General features: G+C 44.9%; 18 protein-coding genes and 1 pseudogene. 11 read left to right on the forward strand and 8 right to left on the reverse strand.

Annotated features, from left to right (window positions below):
• Positions 1 to 31: 31 nt before the first annotated feature.
• Positions 32 to 1057: a tRNA dihydrouridine(20/20a) synthase DusA gene (dusA, locus tag C8322_RS01950; RefSeq protein WP_004816026.1), complete on the reverse strand. Its 1026-nt coding sequence runs from the start codon at positions 1055 to 1057 to the stop codon at positions 32 to 34.
• 270 nt (positions 1058 to 1327) lie between these two features.
• Here dusA and C8322_RS01955 point away from each other — a divergent pair, with 270 nt between their 5' ends.
• Entirely contained in the window at positions 1328 to 1972 is a 645-nt protein-coding gene (locus C8322_RS01955; protein WP_004816028.1) for a hypothetical protein, read from the forward strand.
• Positions 1973 to 1979: 7 nt separating this feature from the next.
• On the opposite strand, the pseudogene C8322_RS01960 reads toward C8322_RS01955, so the two are convergent.
• Positions 1980 to 3170 (reverse strand): annotated as a pseudogene (locus tag C8322_RS01960) (MFS transporter).
• A 954-nt stretch (positions 3171 to 4124) separates the two neighbouring features.
• On the opposite strand from C8322_RS01960, the gene C8322_RS01965 reads away from it, so the two are divergent.
• From C8322_RS01965 to C8322_RS01985, 5 genes are all read left to right on the forward strand, one after another.
• Positions 4125 to 5252, forward strand: coding sequence for a Re/Si-specific NAD(P)(+) transhydrogenase subunit alpha (locus C8322_RS01965; RefSeq protein ID WP_004816032.1), 1128 nt, complete (start codon positions 4125 to 4127; stop codon positions 5250 to 5252).
• Positions 5253 to 5263: 11 nt separating this feature from the next.
• A complete protein-coding gene (locus tag C8322_RS01970; protein WP_004783638.1) occupies positions 5264 to 5587 on the forward strand; it encodes a proton-translocating transhydrogenase family protein in 324 nt (107 codons plus the stop codon).
• A 3-nt stretch (positions 5588 to 5590) separates the two neighbouring features.
• Positions 5591 to 7036, forward strand: coding sequence for an NAD(P)(+) transhydrogenase (Re/Si-specific) subunit beta (locus C8322_RS01975; protein WP_004816035.1), 1446 nt, complete (start codon positions 5591 to 5593; stop codon positions 7034 to 7036).
• 291 nt (positions 7037 to 7327) lie between these two features.
• The gene (locus C8322_RS01980) at positions 7328 to 8662 is read left to right on the forward strand and encodes an ammonium transporter (protein ID WP_004816037.1); all 1335 of its coding nucleotides are present in this window, start codon (positions 7328 to 7330) and stop codon (positions 8660 to 8662) included.
• An 18-nt stretch (positions 8663 to 8680) separates the two neighbouring features.
• Positions 8681 to 9292, forward strand: coding sequence for a hypothetical protein (locus C8322_RS01985; RefSeq protein ID WP_004816039.1), 612 nt, complete (start codon positions 8681 to 8683; stop codon positions 9290 to 9292).
• 75 nt (positions 9293 to 9367) lie between these two features.
• Here C8322_RS01985 and rsfS read toward each other — a convergent pair whose 3' ends face one another.
• The 5 genes from rsfS to C8322_RS02010 all read right to left on the reverse strand — a co-directional run bounded on the left by rsfS (position 9368) and on the right by C8322_RS02010 (position 15280).
• On the reverse strand, positions 9368 to 9772 hold the full coding sequence (gene rsfS / locus C8322_RS01990; protein WP_004816041.1) for a ribosome silencing factor: 405 nt from the start codon (positions 9770 to 9772) through the stop codon (positions 9368 to 9370).
• Positions 9773 to 9860: 88 nt separating this feature from the next.
• Positions 9861 to 10643: a hydroxypyruvate isomerase family protein gene (locus C8322_RS01995; RefSeq protein ID WP_111810318.1), complete on the reverse strand. Its 783-nt coding sequence runs from the start codon at positions 10641 to 10643 to the stop codon at positions 9861 to 9863.
• Between the two features lie 45 nt (positions 10644 to 10688).
• The gene (locus tag C8322_RS02000; RefSeq protein WP_111810319.1) at positions 10689 to 11552 is read right to left on the reverse strand and encodes an NAD(P)-dependent oxidoreductase; all 864 of its coding nucleotides are present in this window, start codon (positions 11550 to 11552) and stop codon (positions 10689 to 10691) included.
• A gap of 29 nt (positions 11553 to 11581) precedes the next feature.
• On the reverse strand, positions 11582 to 12370 hold the full coding sequence (locus tag C8322_RS02005) for a crotonase/enoyl-CoA hydratase family protein (protein WP_008304931.1): 789 nt from the start codon (positions 12368 to 12370) through the stop codon (positions 11582 to 11584).
• Positions 12371 to 12469: 99 nt separating this feature from the next.
• The gene (locus C8322_RS02010; RefSeq protein WP_111810320.1) at positions 12470 to 15280 is read right to left on the reverse strand and encodes an ATP-binding protein; all 2811 of its coding nucleotides are present in this window, start codon (positions 15278 to 15280) and stop codon (positions 12470 to 12472) included.
• A gap of 368 nt (positions 15281 to 15648) precedes the next feature.
• On the opposite strand from C8322_RS02010, the gene cysM reads away from it, so the two are divergent.
• The 5 genes from cysM (at position 15649) to C8322_RS02035 (ending at position 21907) form a co-directional block, all read left to right on the forward strand.
• Positions 15649 to 16578 (forward strand): cysteine synthase CysM, encoded by a 930-nt coding sequence (gene cysM, locus C8322_RS02015; protein ID WP_005223237.1) that lies wholly within the window; start codon positions 15649 to 15651, stop codon positions 16576 to 16578.
• An 18-nt stretch (positions 16579 to 16596) separates the two neighbouring features.
• Complete coding sequence (locus C8322_RS02020; RefSeq protein WP_005223235.1) at positions 16597 to 17415, forward strand: 3'-5' exonuclease; 819 nt, start codon at positions 16597 to 16599, stop codon at positions 17413 to 17415.
• Positions 17416 to 17421: 6 nt separating this feature from the next.
• Positions 17422 to 18798: a 23S rRNA (uracil(1939)-C(5))-methyltransferase RlmD gene (gene rlmD / locus C8322_RS02025; protein WP_005223233.1), complete on the forward strand. Its 1377-nt coding sequence runs from the start codon at positions 17422 to 17424 to the stop codon at positions 18796 to 18798.
• Positions 18799 to 18842: 44 nt separating this feature from the next.
• Positions 18843 to 21152, forward strand: a complete 2310-nt coding sequence (locus C8322_RS02030; RefSeq protein WP_005223232.1) for a RelA/SpoT family protein — start codon at positions 18843 to 18845, stop codon at positions 21150 to 21152.
• A gap of 104 nt (positions 21153 to 21256) precedes the next feature.
• Positions 21257 to 21907, forward strand: a complete 651-nt coding sequence (locus C8322_RS02035) for a hypothetical protein (RefSeq protein WP_008304943.1) — start codon at positions 21257 to 21259, stop codon at positions 21905 to 21907.
• 49 nt (positions 21908 to 21956) lie between these two features.
• Here the strand turns inward: C8322_RS02035 and secF are convergent, their stop codons facing one another.
• A complete protein-coding gene (gene secF / locus C8322_RS02040; protein WP_171056659.1) occupies positions 21957 to 22931 on the reverse strand; it encodes a protein translocase subunit SecF in 975 nt (324 codons plus the stop codon).

A 22931-nucleotide genomic window follows, 5' to 3' on the forward strand; every position in this document is an offset into this window, starting at 1 on the left:
AAAAAGCACCGGGGAAACGGTGCTTTTTAAATTAAAGATTCTGGGTTTGCTGTTCGAGCAGGTAGTCTTCAGTGCGTTTGATCGCCTCCTGAATATTGAACAAGGCATTTTCTACATCTTTTAAGGTTTTGGCATTACCACCGCTTAATGCCTGACGCCATTTACGCGCACCTGGCAAGTTCTGGAACAAGCCCAGAATATGACGGCTAATAATCGAAAGTGGTGCACCTTCTGCCATACGCTGGGCAATATAAGGCATCATTTGTTGCATGATCTCAAAACGATCAGGAGCTTCAAGATTCCAAAGTTGGCCTAACTCGGCCAGTAAGTACGGATTGTGATAGGCTTCGCGACCAATCATTACGCCATCCACATGTTTTAAGTGTTCAACCGTTTCCGCATAGGTTTTGATCCCGCCATTGATTTCAATCAGCAGCTCAGGACGTTCCTGTTTTAAACGGTAAACATCTTCATAACGTAATGGGGGAACTTCACGATTTTCCTTCGGGGATAGGCCTTGTAACAGGGCAATTCGGGCATGCACGATAAAATTATTACAACCCGTCTTCGCTACGGTATCGACAAAATGCAGCATCTCTTCATAAGACTGCATATCATCAATCCCGATACGATGTTTCACCGTCACCGGAATATCTACGGCATTGCGCATCTCACCAATACATTCTGCGACTAGATCAGGCTCCGCCATCAGGCAGGCTCCAATTTTATTGTTTTGTACCCGGTCACTTGGGCAGCCGACATTCAGGTTGACTTCGTTATACCCCCAATCCTGTGCCATTTTGCTACAGGTGGCCAGGTCTTTGGGATTAGAGCCACCAAGCTGTAACACAACTGGCTGTTCTTGCTGATTAAAGTCCAGATGGCGTTTGGCATCACCATGAATGATGGCACCTGTCGTTACCATCTCGGTATAGAGAATAATATTGGGATTAAACAGTCGTGCAAAGAAACGATAATCTTTGGTGGTCCAATCCATCATCGGCGCAACACTGATTCGTGGTTGAAGTTGTTGTTCAATGGTCTTGAGATCAGTCATTCAAAATCACGCCTTAAGTTAGAAATGGAAGAGACAGCACGCCGTTGGGTCTTTGGGCGCTCACCGGCAGTGATACGACCAGTAAAAGAGGGCGCAATATTAGCATAAAAATAATCAGGCTTCATGGCTGAGTACTAGCACTGCAAGAAAGCCTTCTAGGAAATTAAAAAGTATTGAATTCATTCAAATAGATGCAGAGGTCAAGGAATAGTTTACTAAACAGTAAAAGAGTTTAAGATAAAGAAAACAGGATAAAAAAGGAGAAAAATAATGATGTTACTAGAAGAGATTTACAAAACAACAAAAGCTCAGCGTTCAGAATATTTCAATCTGCGTATTCAACGCAGTCTAAGCTGGTTCAGAAAAGCGGTAGAGTTACAGGCCGATTATGATTTTCAGTTTCTGAGCCTGTGGATTGGTCTGAATGCTCTTTATGTACAGGAAAATGAAGATAGTCTTGATCAGCAGGCATTAACGCAATTTCTCCATCTCATCCTTAGCAAGGATCAGGAGAAAAGAATTTCTCAAATTTTATTGGGTCGCTATGAGATTACGCTGCATGCACTATTGAATAATCAATATCTCACTCAGCACTTTTGGGATTATCAACACAATAAGATTAGCCAAAGTGATTGTCGTAAAATGCTGAAGCAACAAAAAATAGAGGCTCAACAAGCGCTAGGACAGCAGGATATATTGAAGATGCTGTCAGAAGTTTTTAAGCGTTTCACTATTTTAAGGCAACAAATTCTGCAGGGTGGAGTGAGTTATGCCAGCGCCCTCAGTCGCAAGCAGATGCAGGAAAGTTGTAGTCTATTTTCAGCCTTGCTGAACACCTTTATCTATATATTGCTGGAACATGCAGCAGTAATGGATTCCGGCAAAGCCTACTATCCAGTGGTTCAAGTAAATTAGATGATCATTAGTTGGTTTTTACACGCGCATGATAAAACTGATCAATCAGGGCAAAGACGGTGGCAGCTAGTGCAAATATGAATCCAGTCAGGCAGCTCATGCTCCAGCCACCATGATGCCACGCGTATACTCCCGCTGCAGAGCCACAGGCACCTCCAATAAAATACAGGGTCATATAAATAGAGTTAATCCGGGATTTGGCATCCGGACGCAGGCGAAAAATTACATTCTGGTTACAGCTATGGGTAATCGCCAGTCCCAAATTAATTAGCGCATAACCTGCAATATAGCTAATCAACGATGTGCCACCAAAATAGAGAAACAGCCAGCTGCCTGCCAGAATTGAACAGCCAATCCAGCTCAGCAGTTTGATATAACCTCGGTCCGCCCATCTCCCAATCACTTGAGTTGATAATGCGCCAAAAACTCCTACTAAAGTGACTAATCCCACCATAACATCTGCCAGATGAAAGGGAGACTGTGTCAGTAACAGGGCAATGGTAGAGAACAGAATACTCATCGCAGCAAAGGCAAAAGCACCGGTAAGGGAACGAAATACCAGTCGTGGTTCTTGGACCAGCAGACTGCCCATAGAGTGGAAAATTCTGGCATAGCTGATTCTGAATTTTGGTAGGGTCGGTAGCTGCCCACGTAAATAGATTCCTAGGAACAGCATCGAAACTGAACTCAATGCATAGATGACTTTCCAGTGAAACAAGTCAGAGAGTAATCCGGCAATACTGGTCGACAGCAAAATCCCGACCAATAAACCACTCATCAGAAAGCCAATCACTTCACCAGTTTTTTCCGGTTTAACCGTCATGGCCGCTAAAGGAATCAGCACCTGTGCCGCTACAGAAAATAAACCAGCGATAACCGTCCCTAACCAGAGCATGGGCAAATTGATTGCTGTGGCACAGATCATTAGTCCCAGCGCAGCCCCCCATATCAGGGCAGGAATCAGCTTGGTCTTATTCAGCATGTCACCCAATGGCACGATGAACAGCAGGCCCAGTGCATAAGACACCTGAGCAAAGGTCACGGTCAGGGCGACTTGCGATTCAGGTACCTGATAATATTGCTGAATTGATGAAATCAGAGGCTAACAGTAATAATTCGCCCCAGCACATAGACCACATGCAATTGCCATCAGCCAGAGCAAAGGCTTATTTTGACTGATATCCAGTGCAGGATTCATGACAGCTACCTTATATAAGAAGCAGAAGACTATTTTTGATAATGGCATCAAAAAGATGCAAAGATTGCAGGCACTATAGGTCAAAATAGCACATGATAAAAGTAGAAAAATACAACAGAAATTGAAGACAGATCTGGTTATTACCATCTCTGAATATCTTCAAAACCATAACTGATGCGTATTTAATCTTTTTTTTCTTACAAAGTATCTTAAGTTGTCGAAACGGCACTGAAGAAAAACATTGCAATTGAGTCAGAGATAAAACTGTATTCTATTGCACAAATATAGTGCAAATTTGACAATTTATGATGCTGAGCCAGTTTAAGGTATTAATATAATAAATGACTCAAAAATTATTTTTTAACGATTATTAGTGTAGTTTTAGACTTGAGTAGAATAAGTCAAAAGAGCCAATTAAATGAAACATTAAATTCAACTGATTTAAAAATTTTATGATTAAAAAAGGAAAAAGTTATAGGAAAACATGGTTTTCAGGGGTTCCAAATGAATCAGTATAATTCAGTTAAATTTGTCAAAGAAGTCAAGGAATCAAAAAGTGCCCAATAAAAGTGCCTAAATTAGGGCATTCTGGCATGCCGGAAAAGGGAAGGAGTACAGCAAAAAAAATGGAATGACTGTCAGAATGATCAATGTAACAAAGTACAACGAAAATTAAGCTAAGAAAAAATGAACATAAAAGGAAATATCCTTCAAGAGAATGAATATCGTTTATAAATTCAGCAGATCAAAAAATCAGGGCTTAACTTATAAATGATATATGACAACATCATTTTTATGAATCATCAGTTCAAAATATGGCTATTTATTAAATAAATATTGGGTAGTATTTTGGAATAGTTTGATTAGAATCCAAAAAATCAACAAAACACATCCTGAGGGGAAACATCGTTTTTGCGATGTTTACTTAAGAAAAAATTAGCTTGAGGGACGCTCATGCAAATCGGAATTCCAGCCGAAACTGTCGTCGGTGAACATCGTGTCGCTGCGACACCTGAGACAGTAAAGAAATTGATCAGCGCTGGTCATAGCGTGATTATCGAACGTGGTGCAGGGGTAAAAGCTGCCTATATCGATAGTGCTTATGAACAGGTTGGTGCAAAAATTACGGATGATGCCTATACCGGTAGCCAGATGATTTTGAAAGTTCGTGCACCGAAAGGTGAAGAAATTCAAAAATTACCTGCGAATGCTACGGTGGTGGCGATGTTTGACCCATACCGCAATACCGAGCTTGACCATTTCGCGGCACAGAATGTGTCTGCATTTGCATTGGAACTTTTGCCACGTACTTTATCCCGTGCGCAAAACATGGATGTCCTGTCTTCTCAGGCAAACCTGTCGGGTTATAAAGCAGTGCTTCTTGCTGCAGCAGAATACCAGCGCATGTTCCCGATGCTGATGACTGCTGCAGGGACGGTAAAACCGGCTCGTGTCGTGATCATGGGGGTAGGGGTTGCAGGTCTGCAAGCGATTGCAACTGCAAAACGTCTCGGTGCTGTTGTAGAAGCAACTGACTTGCGTCCTACAGCAAAAGACCAGGTTGAATCTTTGGGCGGTAAGTGGTTAGACGTACCGATGTCTGAAGAAGAACAACAAAAAGCAGCTGATGCGGCTAAAAATGGTTATGGCTGGATGCCTGGTGAACAGTACATCAAGGATCAGGCGATCATCGTTGATAAAGCAGTTTCCAATGCGGATATTGTGATCACGACTGCATTATTGCCAGGTCGTGATGCACCGCGCTTAATCCGTGCCGAGACCGTTGCCAAAATGAAACCAGGTTCAGTCATTTTAGATATGGCGGTTGAAACTGGCGGTAATGTAGAAGGCTCTCAATGCGGTGAAACGGTTGTGACTGAAAATGGCGTGAAGATTCTGGGTATTCCAAATATTCCTTCAACCTTGTCGACTGAAGCATCTGCACTGTATGCACGTAACGTTTTGAACTTCATTGAAACTTTATTTGATAGCGAAAAGAATTTTGCTATCAATCCAGAAGAAGAAATTCAGAAAGCCCTACTCGTCACTCACGGCGGCCAAGTGCTGTTAAAGCGTGGTTAAGGAGAGTACTCATGGTTGAAACTATTACGATTTTTGTCCTTGCCATCTTTGTAGGCTACTACGTGGTATGGGGCGTGACTCCAGCTTTGCATACGCCGTTGATGGCGGTAACCAATGCACTTTCTTCAATCATTATCGTGGGTGCGATGATTCAGACTGTTGGTTTACCCATGGTCGGTGTTGAAGGCAGCGTAGACTTCCAGACCATTAACGTGGTGAGTGTACTTGGCGCAATTGCAGTATTCCTGGCGAGCATTAACATTTTCGGTGGCTTTGCCGTGACTGCACGTATGCTGGAAATGTTCAAACCAAAACAAAAGAAAAAAGAGGGCTAATTGATGGAATTCATTCGTGAATATGCAAATTGGTTCTATTTGATTGGTGCCATTCTCTTTATCTTGACGCTACGTGGTTTGTCAGGTCCTAAAACAGCAATTGCAGGTAACCGCTACGGTATGCTTGCCATGGCGATTGCGGTATTGACGACTTTCTTTGTCGCAGAAAATCCGGTGATCTGGATGATTCTTGGCGCAATGGTGCTTGGTGCGATCGTCGGTATTGCCCGTGCGAAAACTGTACCTATGACTCAAATGCCTGAAACTGTCGCGCTGATGCACTCTCTGGTCGGTTTGTCCGCGGTTTTGATTGCTATTGCTGCGATTATCCATAACAACAAGTTAATCGAATTGGGTCCAGACCTTTTAGCTGCAAATGGGGTAACTTTCCATGAAATGAGCAAAGTGCATTTGTTCGAACTCTTCGTGGGTTGTTTCGTCGGTGCGATTACTTTTACTGCCTCTGTATTTGCTTACGGTAAACTGGCTGCTAAGAAATGGGCAAAAACCATTTCAGGTGCTTGGGTAAAACCAGTTCAGGCATTGATCTTTATCGCAATGCTGGCAGCAGGGATTCACTTCTTCCTGACTGGTAACATGACATCCTTCTGGGCAATGACCGGTCTTGCACTGGTATTCGGTTGGGTATGGATTGCACCAGTCGGTGGCGGTGATATGCCAGTTGTGGTATCGCTTCTGAACTCTTTCTCTGGTTGGGCAGCTGCAGGTATCGGTTTTACTCTAGAAAACAACATGCTGATCGTTGCTGGTTCGCTGGTGGGTTCTTCAGGTGCAATTCTGTCTTATATCATGTGTAAAGCGATGAACCGTTCGATCATCAACGTTCTGTTCGGTGGTGCAATGGGCGGAACCGCAACAGCAACAGCGGGTGCAGGCGAGCAGGTACAACGTAATCATCGCTCAGGTTCTGCAGATGATGCTGGCTTCCTGATGTCGAATGCAGACAGTGTAGTCATTGTACCCGGTTATGGTATGGCGCAAGGCCGTGCACAGAATGCGGTGAAAGAGTTGGCGAACTTGTTAAAAGAGCAGGGTGTGACTGTACGTTTCGCGATTCACCCGGTTGCAGGTCGTATGCCTGGTCATATGAACGTATTGCTGGCTGAAGCTGACGTGCCATATGAAGACATTCTGGAAATGGATGAGATCAACTCTGACTTCCCGGCAACAGATGTAGTACTGGTAATCGGTGCGAATGACGTGGTTAACCCGGCGGCCAAAGACGATCCAAGCTCACCAATTTACGGTATGCCAATTCTGGAAGCGCACAAGGCACGTACGATTTTGGTGATCAAGCGTTCTATGGCAACAGGGTATGCTGGTTTAGACAATGACCTGTTCTATAACGATAAGACCATGATGATCTTTGGTGATGCCAAGAAAGTTGTGGAAGATATGACCAAAGCCATTAATGGTACGGGTCACTAATTCCTAAAATCTTCTTCCAGATCCTCTTTTGTAAAAGAAAGGTCGAGATGAATTAAAAGATTTAGAAAAAAACCACCTTCGGGTGGTTTTTTTATTTTTGCTCTTATTTTTTATACACCACAGTTAATTGATATTTGATCGCAGATAAATATTTATCTTGTGAATTAGGAATTATTTATTTGTGAAAATTTGATAGGTTTATCATTAAATTGCTTCTTCAAATAATTTTAAAATTCATAAATTGTATGGCATTGTTCTTGCTATTCCTTCATTAAGAGCTAGGGGGATTACATGACAAAAATAAAATATTTAGGGTTTTTACTGGGGCTACTGAGTTTACCTATCTATGCAGCTGAACCAGCAGAAATGGTAAAAAATATCCAGGAAATCCGGATATCGCTGGACAGTGTCTGGGTGGTGATGGGCGGTATTCTGGTTTTCTTCATGCAGGCAGGTTTTGCACTGATTGAGAGCGGATCAGTCAGAAGTAAAAATAGTGTGAATGTTTTAATGAAAAATTATATGGATGCCTGTCTTGGAGGGCTGGTTTTCTGGCTGATAGGTTTTGGGCTTATGTTCGGGATTAATCATACCGGGTGGTTTGGTAGCTCACATTTTGCACCGGATAGTTTAGATAGCTGGAGCTGGAATTTACTCTTCTTCCAAATGATGTTTGCCGCAACAGCAACCACTATTGCCAGTGGTGCCATGGCAGAGCGTATTCATTTTGTCGCCTATGTGGTGAGTGCCGCTTTTGTGAGTGGCTTAATTTATCCAGTTTTTGGCAGTTGGGCGTGGGGGAGTCTATTTGAGGGTGAAGGCTGGCTCAAAGCCATGGGCTTTATTGATTTTGCTGGTTCAACTGTAGTGCATTCGATTGGTGGCTGGGTTGCTTTGGCGGGCATTATTGTATTGGGTCCACGTATAGGGCGTTTTGGCCGCAATGGCCAAGTGCACTATTTACCCGGCCATAATCTGCCTTTAATTGCCTTAGGTGGTTTTATTTTGTGGTTAGCCTGGTTTGGCTTCAATGCCGCTTCCACAGTTAATGCCGATGTCAGCATTGGGCGGATTGCTTTAAATACCCATCTCGCAGCGTGTGCGGCGGCAGTGGCTTATATGCTGTTTGCCCTGGTACGACGTAAAGCAATTTTAATAAGGACTACGATTAATGCTTCCTTAGGTGGGCTAGTGGGGATTACAGCGGGTTGCGCCACAATGAGTCCTATGTTTGCTGTTATAACCGGACTGGTAGCAGGGTTGCTGGTTAGTGTATTGCCAGCACTACTCGAGAAAATGCGTATTGATGATGTGGTGGATGCTGTCACTGTACATGGCTTTTGTGGTGCTTGGGGGACGCTAGCTGCGGGTATCTTTTATGAAAGTAAAATGTTTGATAGCAGCATTATTGCTGTTCAGGCAGTAGGCGTTGGTGCCGGATTTGCCTGGGGCTTCGGGGTGGCATTTATTGTATTTAAAGTGCTGCATATTATTTTAGGTGGTTTACGTGTGAGTGCACAGCACGAGCAGCGTGGTCTGGACTATACCGAGCATGCTGAACTGTCTTATCCAGAATTCCAGCGAGATGTAACTTTCGATACGGATCACATCACCAAACGACATTAATGGACAGGAGGGTATAACATGAATGCAGAAGTGCTCAATCTAGAACAGCGCCGCCAGGCTATTCAGCGTGGGCTACAGCATTATTTTCAAGGACCTCACCTGGAACAGATCGTAGGATATTGGGAACAGGAATATAGCGGGCAGCCTGCTTTTGTACTGAATCGCTTTCTTAGCGAGATTTGTACTACAGAAGAGCTTAAGCAGAACCGGAAAGATATGCTTAAACAGGTACTGCATGAACTGACCATTCTGGAAAAAAGTGAATGGATCGAGTCTGAAGATACAGAGGCAGTATCTCTGAATCAGAAAGCACAGTACCAGGCTTATATTGAGTTTGGAGAATCAGTTCTTGATCAGGTCAAGCTAGAAGATCAGAAAGACTTTTATAGGGAGCTGGCACAGCAACTGGTACAAGACCGGATTTTGTTCCAGGAAACTAGTCAGAAATTGCAGAAAAGTGCGGATTTGCTGAGCTATGTATCTTCAAAACTTTATGCACAAGCCATTACCAGTCTATATCAGGTATTCTGTGACTTCTATGGCCCACAACGTAGTGATCAGGTCTATGCTCAGGCCAAGAATTTGATCAAACAAAAATACCCAGAAGCTAATTTACAGCAGCTCCTTTGAATCTTTTCGGTTAAAGTTTATTTTGAGCCAATAAAAAAAAGCGGCCTCCATGGGCCGCTTTTTTAAGAATCTGTTTTATGCCACTGAATCTGCAGGAGCATTGCTCCACAGGCTTTCTAGGTCATAGAATTTACGCGCTGTAGGAAGCATGCAGTGAACCACTACATATCCGAGGTCTAGGAGAATCCATTCAGCATCACGTTCGCCTTCGATGCCAAGTGGACGGAAGCCAGCTTTACGTGCTTCTTCAGCAACATTGTTGGCAAGAGATTTGATGTGACGGGTAGAGGTACCGCTGGCAATGACCATGGCATCAGCAACATTGCTCATACCGCTGACATCAAGCACAACAACTTCTTTGGCCTTTACATCTTCAAGTGCAGCATGCACAACTTTCAAGCAGTCTTGTACAGTCTGTAAGTGTGAATTCATAGTAAGATCGTGAGAATTAGAAGCGCTGGGCGATGGTTCTAAATTCATGGGGGATATAATTTCCTAACAATTATGCATGATCTAATATAGCGGTTTTGCCCCGAAATTTCAAATCAGCACATTGTTCGGTTTGTAATCAATCTGCAAAATATCGGGTCTTCCAACCAAAAGACGCTGCTGAATGCTTCAGCGGGCGATATTCTGCTGCCACATAGCCTTGATATTGGCTATTCTCTAACCATTGAAAAATCTCGACATAATTGACAATAGCTGTACCCGGTTCATGTCGCCCTGGACAGTCTGCAAATTGAATGTGTCCAATTGTGTCAATGTTCTCTTTTAAAGCTTCAAATACATCTTCACCCATCATCGCCATATGGTAACAGTCATATTGCATCTTTAAGGCTGGATGTTGGACTGCTTCGAGCATTTCCTGTGCTTGAGCTACATTTTGCACCAGGAAGCGTGGCATGTCGGTCCCATTGATCATCTCAAAAACTGGCTGAATACCATGATCTGCCAACATCGAACAGGCCATTTTCAGATTATCTGCCAATGTATTCAGGCAAGGTAACAGGTCACTATCCAGCGGCTGTTTACCTGCCAGAATATTGACGCTCGGTACTTTCAGCGCAGTTGCATATGCAATCGCTTGTTGCATCGCTTGATGAAATTCAATTTCCTTGCCGGGTATGCCAGCCAGCCCATGACCGCCTTGCATCAAGTCACCTGCCGGGACATTGATCAGGCATAAACTCAGCTGATGCGCTGTCAACTGTGCCTGAATCTGCTCGATAGTCAGTTCATAAGGAAACTGGATTTCTACATGGTCAAAACCATGCTCACGGGCAAGGGCAAAACGCTGCAGCAGGGGGACTTCCGTAAAAATCATGGAAAGGTTGACTGCGAATTTTAACATCTGAAGCTCCTTGCACTAAATATAGAAATAATCGTGAAAATGAAGTTATTGAACGTGCTGAATGAAAGTGGCCAGATCCGTTTCGCTATAGCCAGCCTCTTGATGAGCCTTGAGCTGAGATAAAGCTTGAGAAGCAACCGGAATATTCAGCGCATGTGCTGCTGCAAGCTGTACTGCATTATTAAGGTCTTTGGACAAGGTCTGAACTTTCCATTGTACCGGTTTAAAGGTCTGGGCGGCCATACGCGGTGCCAGAATCTGAAACGGTTTTGAATCCGCGAAACCACCGGCCAACGCTGGGGCAAGCAGGGTGGTATCTACTCCTGCACGTCCAGCCAGTGCCACAGCTTCGGCAATCAGCGTACTATTTGCCGCGACAATTAGCTGGTTACAGATTTTCGTCGCTTGTCCTGTACCTGAGTCACCCATGCGAGTCACACGTTGGGAGAGGACTTGGTAAATTGCAGCTAAAGAAGAAATAGTCTGTTCATCACCGCCGGCAAAGATCACAAGACTGCCTTGTTCAGCACCGGCAGTACCGCCAGAAACTGGGGAATCAATCCAGATCACCTGTTGGGTCTGCGCACGTTGTGCCAGTTCCAACGTCTGCTGCACAGATAAACTGGAGAAATCTACAATCACCTGTTGTGCAACCAGATAAGGCTCAATCTGTTTATACACTGCTTTAACGGCTAAATCGTCCGCCAGACAGATGAGAACTACCGGGTAATTTGCAATCTGCTCAAGCTGCAATAGCTGTGCACCTTGAGCAATCAATGCATCACAAGCAGAAGCGGTACGGTTCCAGACAGCAACTTCAAAGCCTGCCTGAATCAGCCGGCTGGCCATACGGCTACCCATCAGGCCCATACCGAGAAATGCGATTTTAGTGGTTTGATCAAACTGCATGATGCTATCCGATATCTACTGAGATGATCTTATGAATACTGGCGAGGCTGGAACTGGACTTCTGGATTTTTGTCTTTTTTGCGTGCCAACTGGCTGTTTTTGCCGAGGAGTAATTTTAACTGCCAGATTTTTTCCATACGTAAGGATTTGTTTGGTCGATGTTCCATAGCATCCAGCACATATTTAGACGCCATTAAAGCATCTGGAGAACGCTGCAACATTTCTTCAGCCAAGGCTTGTGCTTTTGCTAGAGGTTGCTCATCTACATGAGTAATCAGGCCGATCTGCTTGGCATAGTTACCGTCAAAAATACGCGCGGTCAGTGTCAGTTCTTTGGCTAGATCCAGACTTATTAAGCCTTTTAACGAGCGGCTCAGCCCCATATCCGGTACTAAGCCCCAACGGCTTTCCATAATTGACATTTGAGTCTGTGGATGAGCAATCCGAATATCTGCTGCCAGTGCCAGCTGCATGCCTGCACCAAAACAATAGCCTTCCAAAGCTGCAATCACGGGAACCGGTAATTCTTGCCAGATCAAAAATGCTTTCTGAAATAGGCTTTGACCCGGACGCAGCAGTTCCCAGGCTGCATAGGCACGATTTTTGGGATTATTTAAATCAGCAAGATCAATCCCGGCACTAAAGACCTGTGCTTCACCTGTCAGGATGACACAGCGGATACTTTTATCCTTTTTGATCGTGTTGGCGGTTGCAACAAGTTCACGCAATAGCGCAAAACTCATGGCATTACGTTTGTCCGGACGGTTTAAACTCACCGTGGCAATTCCATTATTTTTTTCTAAACGAACCAGTGACATGGCTAAACCCTTCATTTTTATTGCTCTGAGCATAGCATGTGCGTTAGATCACGTGCATGACACTTAAGTCACGCTTTGTGATTATCCTTAACTTGCGCATTAGATCATATGCTTATTTAGCACCTGTTGTGCAGCTTGTTCCACCTGGTCAATGCCTGCTTTAAGCTCATCGAGGCGTTTCATCACCTCTTGGACAAAGGCTTCATCAGCTTTGCGGCGTTCTTTACGTAGGGTAGAAACAAACTGTTCAAAACTGCCAGTCAGCTGTTGCAGGTTCGGCGTACCCACATAACGGGTCGCGCCGTAGAGCCGGTGCAGTACATGTTCCAGTTGTGGAAAATCTTCCAGTTCAATCAGCTGTTCTATTTCACTGAGTTCAGTTTCAAAACTGTCGACCAGCATTCTCAACAGATCTACGGCCAGATCTTCTTTATTGGCAGCCAGTTGCAGACTTTGCTGCCAGTCCAGAATATTGCTATCCAGAGCATCAATGACATTCGCACGTTCTAGCATGGGTGCCTTGCGGAAATTTTCCGTGGTCCATTGAGTCAGAATCTGGATGATCTGTTCAATCTGAATGGGCTTGGTGACATAGTCATCCATGCCACCCTGTAGTAATTTCTGCTTTTCATCAGACAGGGCATGTGCAGTCAGGGCAATAATCGGCAAACGTCGATGGTTTTCAAAGGTGGATTCCAGCGAGCGGATGGCACGGGTCGTATCCATGCCGGACATTACCGGCATCTGAATATCCATAAATACCAGATCAAATGCACTTAAACCTTCTTCATGACGTTTCTGGATAATATCAATCGCTTCCTGACCGCTGGTGGCCTTGGTTGTGGTGACATTCAGTTCACCCAATAGTGCTTCAAGGACGATCAGGTTGGGTAAATGGTCATCGACTGCCAATATATGCAGCCCTTGACCATTGAAGTCTTCATGAGTTTCTTGGTCGAATACAGGCTGGTTATTCAGGAGTTGAATCAGTGCACTACGGCTAAGTGGCTGGTAGAGCGCACGGGCACGATATTCATTCAGCATGTTTGGATCAAGCTGCATCTGATAGCCATAGACTGCCAGATTGCCATGATAACGCGCACGAATTTCCTGTAGCAGGGCCTGACTGTCGCCGCTATGATCAACGATTAGCCAGGTATTTTCAGTCGTGGTTTTTAGATGATTCAGACGGCTAAACAGATCCAGAATCGAAGCACACTCGGTATGCTTCACGTTATAGTTTTCCAGATAATGACGCAGTACATTCGCCGTCGCTGGATGTGCCAGATAAGAGACCACAGTCAGATTGTTAAAGTCTGGGTGTTCGATCACATCATCTTCATCGACCAGGAACTGGGCGGTAAACCAGAAGGTTGACCCTTTCTCGGTTGGGGCGCGTTCCTGGTTATCTTCAAAGCCGATCTGGCCATGCATCAGACTGACCAGCTGTTTGGAAATCGCCAGACCTAATCCAGTGCCACCAAACTGACGTGTAACTGAGGTATCGCCTTGAGAGAAGGATTCAAACAGCTTCTTGCGGTCAGTACCGCTGAGGCCGATACCACTATCCTGTACGCTAAAATGCAGCAGACATTGCCCGATATCATCGTGTTCCATTCGTACCCGCACGATGATTTCACCGTCCGGCGTAAACTTGATCGCATTGGAAATCAGATTAGTCAGAATCTGCTTAAAGCGCAGTGCATCACCATTGACGCATTTTGGTACATTGTCGGCATAGTAGAAGGCCATATCAATATGCTTCTGCGCTGCCAGTGGCGAGAGCATGTCCATTACATCAAAAATCGCTTCTTCCAGATCAAACAGCGCCGTTTCGAGTTCTAGTTTACCGGCATCAATCTTGGAGAAATCTAGCACGTCATTGATCAGGGCCAGCAGATGCGCCGATGATTTGCGGATGGTCTGTAAATACAGACTCTGCTCATTACTTAAATTACCCTGACGCAGCAGCAAATGAATAAAGCCATCAATACTGTTCAGTGGGGTGCGTAATTCATGTGAAATATTGGCTAAAAATACTGACTTGGCCTGATTGGCAGAAATCGCCTGGTCACGGGCCTGACGGTAGGTGATGTTCTGCACTTCAAGAGTGTCGAGGGTGCGGCGCAAGTCATCTTCGGTCTGTTCAGTATGTTCGCGCAATTCCAGAAAACTGAAATGCAGCCGTTTTACCACATTGGCAATATCGCGCTGTAACAGGCGCAGTTCACCGGTACTGTTGATGACCATATGCTGATCCAAAGTATCTGCATTCAGGCGTTGTAATTGCATGCGGATTTCATACATCGGTGCAATCCAGCGGCGCGAGTAGAAATTCAGACACAATAAAAGTAGCAACAAGGTCAACAGGCCGGTAGCAATCAATACGATCATCACGCGGTAGCGGGCAATTTCGAGGGGCTGATTGTCCAGCTCAATCGCAAGCCAGCCCGGATTGCCCGTATTGTCATTAATGCGAACCGCAAAAATGTGATTATTCTGATTGACAATCGGGCCAACAAAACTAGCTTCCTGCTTGAACTTTGGCCAAGGTGCCTGATCCTGAAAACCAATACCGAGGCGGTTTTTGCCTTGAGGATCCAGAATTGCAGCACGAATCAGATGCTTTTCATTGAGCATGTTTTGCATAGCATTGCGTGCCTGTTCATACTGCCAGGGGGAGTAATTGACAATATCCAGCGCAGATTCAGAAGTGGTCTGAAAACGGGTCAGAATGGCAATCGCCATCTGTTTTTGCTGGGCACGGGCTGCATTGGAGGTTTCTGTCAAAACCAGTGCTGCACCCACACAAGCCAAAATTGTAATTGGCACAAAGATCAGGGCAATCAACTGGCCATAGGCATGATTTAAGTGTAGGCGTTTAAACAGCTTTTTATTGATATTTGACATGATTCAAGCAGTGTTTTCCTTATGCTCCGCATATTAGCACGCTTTAAATCTTCAGTTAAAATTTCATCAAGATTTTTCGCAATACCAAATCAAACAGACTTTTTAAGAATAAATCTGGATATGAAAAAAATTCAAATAGATAACGTATAAAATGCTAAGAAATGAAACCCTTTAAATCTGAAATTGACCTGAGAAATATTGAAATAACAGCGTTTAATTTACAAATAAACTACTGACAGAAAAATGTTTTTTAATTTTTAGACAATGCTGCACGAGTTTTAATCGGTTTTCTGAAAAAGACTGGCTAAATGGGTGCAGGGAAATGCAAATTTTCATACAATAGCCGCACCTCGACATAGGTGCAAATAATGAGTAATACAACCCCTGATTTTCAAGCAGACGAATTTTTACTGGACTACTACGTAGGCAAAACGCCACTGGTACGTCTACAGCGTCTGGCAAATCACACTCAAGCGACAGTGTTAGCAAAGCTCGAAGGCAATAATCCTGCAGGTTCGGTGAAAGATCGTCCGGCCTATAACATGATCATGCAGGCGGAAAAGCGTGGTCAGATCAAGCCAGGTGACACCCTGATTGAGGCGACGAGTGGAAATACAGGGATTGCATTGGCAATGGTTGCGGCAATGCGCGGCTACAAAATGAAGCTGATCATGCCGAATAACATGAGTCAGGAACGTAAGGATGCCATGCGTGCTTACGGTGCCGAACTGATTGAAGTGACCAAAGAGCAAGGCATGGAGGGTGCACGTGATCTGGCACTGCAAATGCAAAACGAAGGCAAAGGCCTGGTCCTAAACCAGTTTGGTAATCCGGACAATGTTGAAGCGCATTATCTGACCACTGGTCCGGAAATCTGGCAGCAATCGGGTGGCAAGATCACTCACTTTGTCAGTTCGATGGGTACGACCGGTACTATTATGGGTGTATCTAAATACCTGAAAGAGATGAATCCGGATATTCAGATTGTTGGTTTACAACCTTCTGACGGTTCAAGTATTGCGGGGATCCGCCGCTGGCCAGAAGAGTATCTGCCAACCATTTTCGACCGTAGCCGTGTGGATCGTATTATCGATATTCCACAAATTGAAGCTGAAAAAACCATGCGCAAGCTGGCACAAAAAGAAGGGATCAGTGCTGGAACTTCTTCCGGAGGTGCAGTCTGGGCATCGATCAAGCTGGCAGAAGAAAATCCAGGTGCCGTAATCGTGTGCATTATTTGTGACCGTGGTGACCGTTATCTGTCTACAGGTTTATTCTCTGTACAAGATCCTGAATAATTCCTGAGTAATCAATTTATGCGCTTGCCTGTTTTAACGTTTGATATTGAAACCCAGACCGATCTTAAATCAGGCGCACATCTGTTTGGCCTGGACCTGCCCGAACAAAGCCTGGATCAGGCCCTGACCAAACTGCGTCGTCAGGAATCCGGTTCTGATTTTCAGCGTCTTCCACTACATGAAATTGTCTGTATCTCCGGACTGTGGATTGATGAGCAGGGCATGAAACTGTTTTCCTTTAGCCGGGAACAGAATTCAGAAGCTGAAATTTTACGAAAATTTTTATCGATTTTTGATAAGCGTCATCCAACTCTAGTGAGTTGGAATGGTTCACAATTTGATCTGCCCGTGATTCTTTACCGGGCCATGTACCATGGCTTGTCTGCGCCAAGTCTGTTTGATCAGGGCGAAATTGATACGCAAAAGCGCTATAATAACTATCAGAACCGCTACCATCAGCGTCATGTCGATTTGATGGATGTGATGGCCATGTTTCATGCCCGTCATTTCCAGAAATTGGATGACGTGGCGCACTTGCTCGGTTATCCAGGCAAGCGTGGCGATGGTGGCTACCATGTGCCTGAATATGTGCGCAATCAGGAATGGGACAAGCTCACCAGCTATTGTGAAGGTGATGTCCTGAATACCTGGCTGGTCTATATTCGCTGGCAGTTGCTAAAGGGACAGTTATTGCTGCCTGATTATCAACATCTGCTACAAAGCACGATCCAGTATTTGCAAATGCAACCGCAGCATGCGGACTTTTTATCGGTCTGGCGTGAAACGTCACGACGGACTGAATTTACTCAATTTGATTTTCCCATCTCCACACATTAGGTTTTCATGAAACATCGAGCTCAACCACGGCCCAAGCAGCAACCCGAATACATCTTCCAGGTTGAGTCACTATCGCATGAGGGGCGTGGCATTGCTCACTATGGTTCACATCCGGACCATCCAGCGGACAAGCACGGTAAAAAAGTTTTTATTCGTTATGCACTGCCTGGTGAAACAGTTCGTGCCCGAATCACCCGTGAAGTGAAAAAGCTAGAAGAAGCTGACTCGCTTGAATTGTTGAGTGAAGCATCAGAAATTCGCATACAGCCCCCTTGTACACATTTTGGGATTTGTGGGGGCTGCAATATGCAGCATATCGCTCCGGATGCACAGATTGAGCTCAAACAGAGTGTGTTGAAATCACATCTGCAACATTTTGCTGGAATTCAGCCAGATGAATGGCTGGCGCCATTGCGTTCACAACGTGAAGATTACCGTCGTAAAGCCCGTATTGGCGTACGTTATTTACCCGGTAAAGACAAGCTGGTGGTGGGATTCCGTGAAAGCCAAAGTAACAAGCTGACTTCGATTGATCGCTGCATGATTCTGGATCGGGAGTTTGGCTCGGTTACACGTCTTAAACAATTGCTCCAAAGTCTAAATGGTAAGGCTGACGTTGGTCATATAGAATTGGCCATGGGTGATCAGGAAATCGCATTAGTAGTTCGTGAAACTGCACAATTACCTGAACAGGATGTCAACCAATTACGCGAATTTGCGTTACAGAAGGGGTGGCAGCTTTATATTCAGCCAGCAGGTCAAAACCAACTGACGCGTATTGATCACCCGCAATTGCCTGCGCGACTGCATTACCGTCTGGATGACTTTGATGTTGATTTTGGCTTTGATCCGCTAGATTTTACCCAGGTCAATTCCACAGTAAACCCGCAGATGCTACGTCTGGCATGTGATTTGCTACAACTACAACCAGGAGAGCGTGTTCTGGATCTGTTTTGCGGATTAGGAAACTTTTCTTTACCATTGGCGCGCTGTGTTGGTGCGAGTGGAAGCGTCGTAGGGGTTGAGGGTAGTGAAGAAATGGTGCAACGTGGTGCGGAAAATGCCAAAATAAATGGTATTGCACAACTTTCATTCCATTCGCAGGATTTAACCCAGGATTTTTCGCATCATTCTTGGGCAAATCAGGGTTTTGATGCATTACTAATTGATCCGCCTCGTTCAGGCGCAGAAGAAGTGATGCAATATATTCCTAAGTTTGGTGCAAAAAGAATCGTTTATGTATCATGTAACCCGGCAACTCTAGCCAGAGATGCTGGATTGCTGGTACAACAGGGGTATCGTCTGAGCAGGGCCGGTGTGATGGATATGTTCACACATACGGGCCATGTTGAGTCGATTGCCTTGTTCGAAAAAGAAAATTAAATAAACGATTAAAGAGATGATGTATATAAAAGTAGGAGAATGGTATGGTCACAGTACGTGAACAGCTGCCTGGGCGACTGAATGAGTTGTCACAGGAGGCGACTGTAGAACATGCCGATCAAGCCCTGCAGGATATGACCGAATGGTTAGATCGTGTACGCGGCATATTAGATGGGGCCCCATTAAAACAGCTCGAAGAAGTCGCCCATCTCACTTTAGAAAATGAGTTAGAAACCACGGTTCAGCATCGCTCCAATACTTTCTATACCGGTATTGAGATGGCGGATATCCTTGCCCATTTGCATGTTGATGAAGATACCTTGTCTGCAGCCATGCTGTATCGTTCGGTACGTGAAGGTGTCACACCGCTTGCAGACGTACTGGAGAAATTCGGTGAGAGTGTACATGGCCTGGTGAAAGGCACTCTGTCGATGGGTAAGCTGTCCGAGCTGATTGAAAATAACAAACGTCTGGAAGACCATTTCAACAATAACCAGCGCGAGCATTTGACCGGCATTTACAAGATGCTGATCTCAGTCACCGAAGATGTCCGTGTGGTACTGATCAAGTTGGCCGAGCGTACCTATGCATTGCGTGAACTGGCGAAATCACCTCGAGACCGTCAGGAACGTGTTGCACGCGAAATTCTGACCATCTACTCGCCACTGGCACATCGTCTTGGTATTGCCCAGTTGAAATGGGAGCTGGAAGATCTGGCTTTCCGTTATCTGGCGCCAGAACGTTATAAAGAAATTGCTTCTTTACTGAATGAAAAGCGCTTGGAGCGTGAACATTATATTCAGTTTGTAATCGACAAGTTGCGTGGTGAACTGGCTGAGCATGGCATTGAGGCCGAAATTACCGGTCGGGTCAAACACATTTATTCGATTTATCGAAAAATGAAGAGCAAGGATCTGAGCTTCGATCAGCTCTATGATATCCGTGCTGTACGTGTCCTGGTAAATTCAGTACCTGAGTGTTATCACACTTTAGGTATCGTACATCAGATCTGGCGTCATATTCCGCACCAGTTTGACGACTATATTACCAATCCGAAAGCCAATGGTTATCGCTCACTGCATACTGCCGTGATTGCAGAAAACAAATCGCTTGAAGTGCAGATTCGTACCTATCACATGCACGAAGAGGCAGAGCTAGGTGTATGTTCACACTTTAACTATAAGGAAGGGGCAAAAACCACAGACCATTCCTTTAACCATCGCCTGCATTCTTTACGTGCCGTATTGGAGCATTACCAGGAACGTAATGATGCCAGTGCACATAAAGATTCTGAGGCAGAAGTTGAGAATTTTGAACAGATTCAAGACTTTGAAGGCTTTGAGAAAATCTATGTGTTTAGCCGCGATGGAGATATTAAAGAATTGCCGCGTGGCTCAACAGTCTTGGATTTTGCCTATCATGTCCATACCGAAGTGGGTAACAAGTGCTATGCCGCACGAGTGAACCAGCGCTATGTGCCGCTGACTTATACTCTGAAAACCGGGGAACAGGTCGAGATTCTGACCAAAAAAGACCGTGAGCCAAACCGTGACTGGCTGGTGAACTCGCTTGGTTATATCAAGACTGCACGTGCACGTGACAAGTTACGTCACTGGTTCCGTCAGCAGGATCGTAGCAAGAATCTGGAAGTTGGCCGTGAAATTCTGAATAAAGAACTTTCACGTCTGGCAATTCACCCGAAATCGATCGACTTGGGTGACTATTGCAATCACTTTAATGTGAAGAGTGGCGAAGACATTCTGATTGGTATCGTAAATGGCGATATCAGCCTGCATGCGCTGATCAATCAGGTGAATCGCCATATGCACCTGGATCAGGATGAACCTGAACTGGTACTGAAGCCGGCGCTGAATCCACGTGCCAGTCATACTTTGTCTGCTCATGGTATTCTGATTGATGGCTTAGACAATGTTGAACTACATGTGGCGCAATGCTGTCAGCCTGTACATGGCGAGTCGATTGGGGGCTATATCACGCTCAATCGTGGAGTAAGCATCCATAAGGTGGCGTGTCCGGATTATGTGCGTATGATTTCGCAGGAACCAGAACGTGCCGTAGAAGCTGATTGGGAAATGCAGCCAACCCGTGGTCAGAGTGTCCAGATTGTAGTAGAAGCTTATGACCGCCGTGGCCTGCTCAAAGATCTGACGCAAGTGATCTTCTCTGATCAGATCAATATCCGTCAGGTAAATACCATTTCAGAAGCTGATGGTATTGCCAATATGAAGCTATTGATTGAAGTCAAAGGTTTAGCCCAGCTGTCCAAACTGCTGGCTCGATTAGAACAGCAGCCCGGGATTATTAGTGCCCGTCGTTTGGTTCAAGGCAATTAAATCTACTGATTAATTCGTCTAGAAAAAGCCTGCCATTTATTGGTGGGCTTTTTTATTGTAAGGTGCTCAGTAGCACTTAATAAAAATGAAGTCACCCAATTGCGATGAGTACGACAGAACTATTTGAACGTAGACGGGAAAATCTGAGCAGGATCATTGATCAATGGATTGCCAATCAGCGCTTTAAAACAGGCAAAGAGATCTGTGAATATTATGGCCTGTCTGCGACTTATGTCGCTCAGTTACTGAATAGCAAGCGCCAGATTGGAGAAAAGGCGGCTCGGGAACTGGAACAGCAGCTCGGCTTGGAATCCATGAGTCTGGATCAGCAAGAGCTTCAGATAGAACAAGTAAAAAATACTCTGGTTCCTCATTTATATAGTATGCAGGTGGTGGAGCAGGAACTGTTTTGCTTAAAGCCTCTGGATGCTGTTCATTATGAAATAGAGCCTACTATTCAATTGCAGGCGAATCACCATGCTCTGCAAATCAGCAGCGATGCCTATCAGCCTATACTTAAACCGGGCTGGTGGCTGCTATGTGACCGTCAGCGGCCCGCCCAAACGGCTGATTGGCTTTGCATACAGTTCATCAATAAATTCTGTTTAATTTTAGAATTACAGCGAGAAACTGAGCAGGAGTTACAATGTCAAAGTCTGGATGGCAAACGTCAGGTTCGTTTTCAGAAACAGGACGTTCAGCAAGCTGAGGTAGTGATCGCCATCCTGCATCCAGAACAGATTCAACGGCGATAAAAAAGCCCATCTGTAGATGGGCTTTTCATATTTTAAAAGAAGGCTGAAATTATGGAATTTCGTTTTCTTCCTCAAACTCAGGTTTCACTTGCACAATGAAATCCTGACGGTTCAGGCCACGCCATAAAGCAAAGGCTGTACCGATATAGATGGATGAATAGGTACCTACAAAAACACCAACAAACATTGCGATCGAGAACCATTTCAAACCATCACCACCCATGATCATCATGGCTACGACTACCAGCAATAACGTCATAGAGGTATGAATGGTACGACGTAAAGTTTCAGTCAAGGCAATATTGATGATTTCCAATGGTTCAGCACCACGGATTTTACGGAAGTTTTCACGAATACGGTCAGAGACCACGATGTTATCGTTGAGTGAGAAGCCGATAATCGCCAATAACGCTGCCAGTACGGTTAGGTCGAATGGCCATTGCATCATGGCAAAGATACCCAGTGTCACCACGATATCGTGGAACAAGGACAGTACTGCACCAATCGCCAGCTTGAATTCAAAGCGGATGGTGACATAAACCAGCATCAGCAGCAGGGCAAGGGCAACCGCACCTGCAGAACGCACGTACAGCTCATTACCGACCTGACCACCAACCACATCAACTTTTGGTACTTCAGCTGCATTACCTGGCAGCTGAACTGCTGTGGTAATGGCTTTGGTCAAGTCTTCTGCTTCAACATCTTCCTGAACAGGCATACGCACCATCAGGTCACGATCTGACCCTAAGGTTTGTACCACAGCATCATTAAAACCAGCTTGACTCAGCGCCTGAGTAACTGATTCTGGCTGAACCGGATTGGTATAGTTCAGCTCTGCTGCCACACCACCAGTAAAGTCCAGACCCAGGTTCAAGCCTTTAGTGGCAATAAAGAAGATGCTGGCAACCGTTAATAAAATTGAAAACAATGCCGCAGGCAAAGCAATTTTCATAAACGGGATAACACGTTCGTGATCCGGGCGGCCGTATTGTTTTGAATTAGGTTGAGTATTCTCAGTCATCAG

The organism is Acinetobacter sp. SM1B (assembly GCF_003289665.1).
GTDB classification, from domain to species: Bacteria; Pseudomonadota; Gammaproteobacteria; order Pseudomonadales; family Moraxellaceae; genus Acinetobacter; species Acinetobacter schindleri.

Excerpts from the sequence above, each read along its gene's own strand:
- rlmD (WP_005223233.1), top strand. The coding sequence starts at position 17,422 with ATGAAACATCGAGCTCAACCACGGCCCAAGCAGCAACCCGAATACATC.
- C8322_RS01995 (WP_111810318.1), bottom strand. The coding sequence starts at position 10,643 with ATGTTAAAATTCGCAGTCAACCTTTCCATGATTTTTACGGAAGTCCCC.
- rsfS (WP_004816041.1), bottom strand. The coding sequence starts at position 9,772 with ATGAATTTAGAACCATCGCCCAGCGCTTCTAATTCTCACGATCTTACT.
- C8322_RS01965 (WP_004816032.1), top strand. The coding sequence starts at position 4,125 with ATGCAAATCGGAATTCCAGCCGAAACTGTCGTCGGTGAACATCGTGTC.
- C8322_RS01970 (WP_004783638.1), top strand. The coding sequence starts at position 5,264 with ATGGTTGAAACTATTACGATTTTTGTCCTTGCCATCTTTGTAGGCTAC.
- C8322_RS02000 (WP_111810319.1), bottom strand. The coding sequence starts at position 11,552 with ATGCAGTTTGATCAAACCACTAAAATCGCATTTCTCGGTATGGGCCTG.
- C8322_RS01955 (WP_004816028.1), top strand. The coding sequence starts at position 1,328 with ATGATGTTACTAGAAGAGATTTACAAAACAACAAAAGCTCAGCGTTCA.
- C8322_RS02035 (WP_008304943.1), top strand. The coding sequence starts at position 21,257 with ATGAGTACGACAGAACTATTTGAACGTAGACGGGAAAATCTGAGCAGG.
- cysM (WP_005223237.1), top strand. The coding sequence starts at position 15,649 with ATGAGTAATACAACCCCTGATTTTCAAGCAGACGAATTTTTACTGGAC.
- C8322_RS02030 (WP_005223232.1), top strand. The coding sequence starts at position 18,843 with ATGGTCACAGTACGTGAACAGCTGCCTGGGCGACTGAATGAGTTGTCA.
- C8322_RS01985 (WP_004816039.1), top strand. The coding sequence starts at position 8,681 with ATGAATGCAGAAGTGCTCAATCTAGAACAGCGCCGCCAGGCTATTCAG.
- C8322_RS02020 (WP_005223235.1), top strand. The coding sequence starts at position 16,597 with ATGCGCTTGCCTGTTTTAACGTTTGATATTGAAACCCAGACCGATCTT.
- C8322_RS02005 (WP_008304931.1), bottom strand. The coding sequence starts at position 12,370 with ATGTCACTGGTTCGTTTAGAAAAAAATAATGGAATTGCCACGGTGAGT.
- C8322_RS01975 (WP_004816035.1), top strand. The coding sequence starts at position 5,591 with ATGGAATTCATTCGTGAATATGCAAATTGGTTCTATTTGATTGGTGCC.
- C8322_RS01980 (WP_004816037.1), top strand. The coding sequence starts at position 7,328 with ATGACAAAAATAAAATATTTAGGGTTTTTACTGGGGCTACTGAGTTTA.
- dusA (WP_004816026.1), bottom strand. The coding sequence starts at position 1,057 with ATGACTGATCTCAAGACCATTGAACAACAACTTCAACCACGAATCAGT.
- C8322_RS02010 (WP_111810320.1), bottom strand. The coding sequence starts at position 15,280 with ATGTCAAATATCAATAAAAAGCTGTTTAAACGCCTACACTTAAATCAT.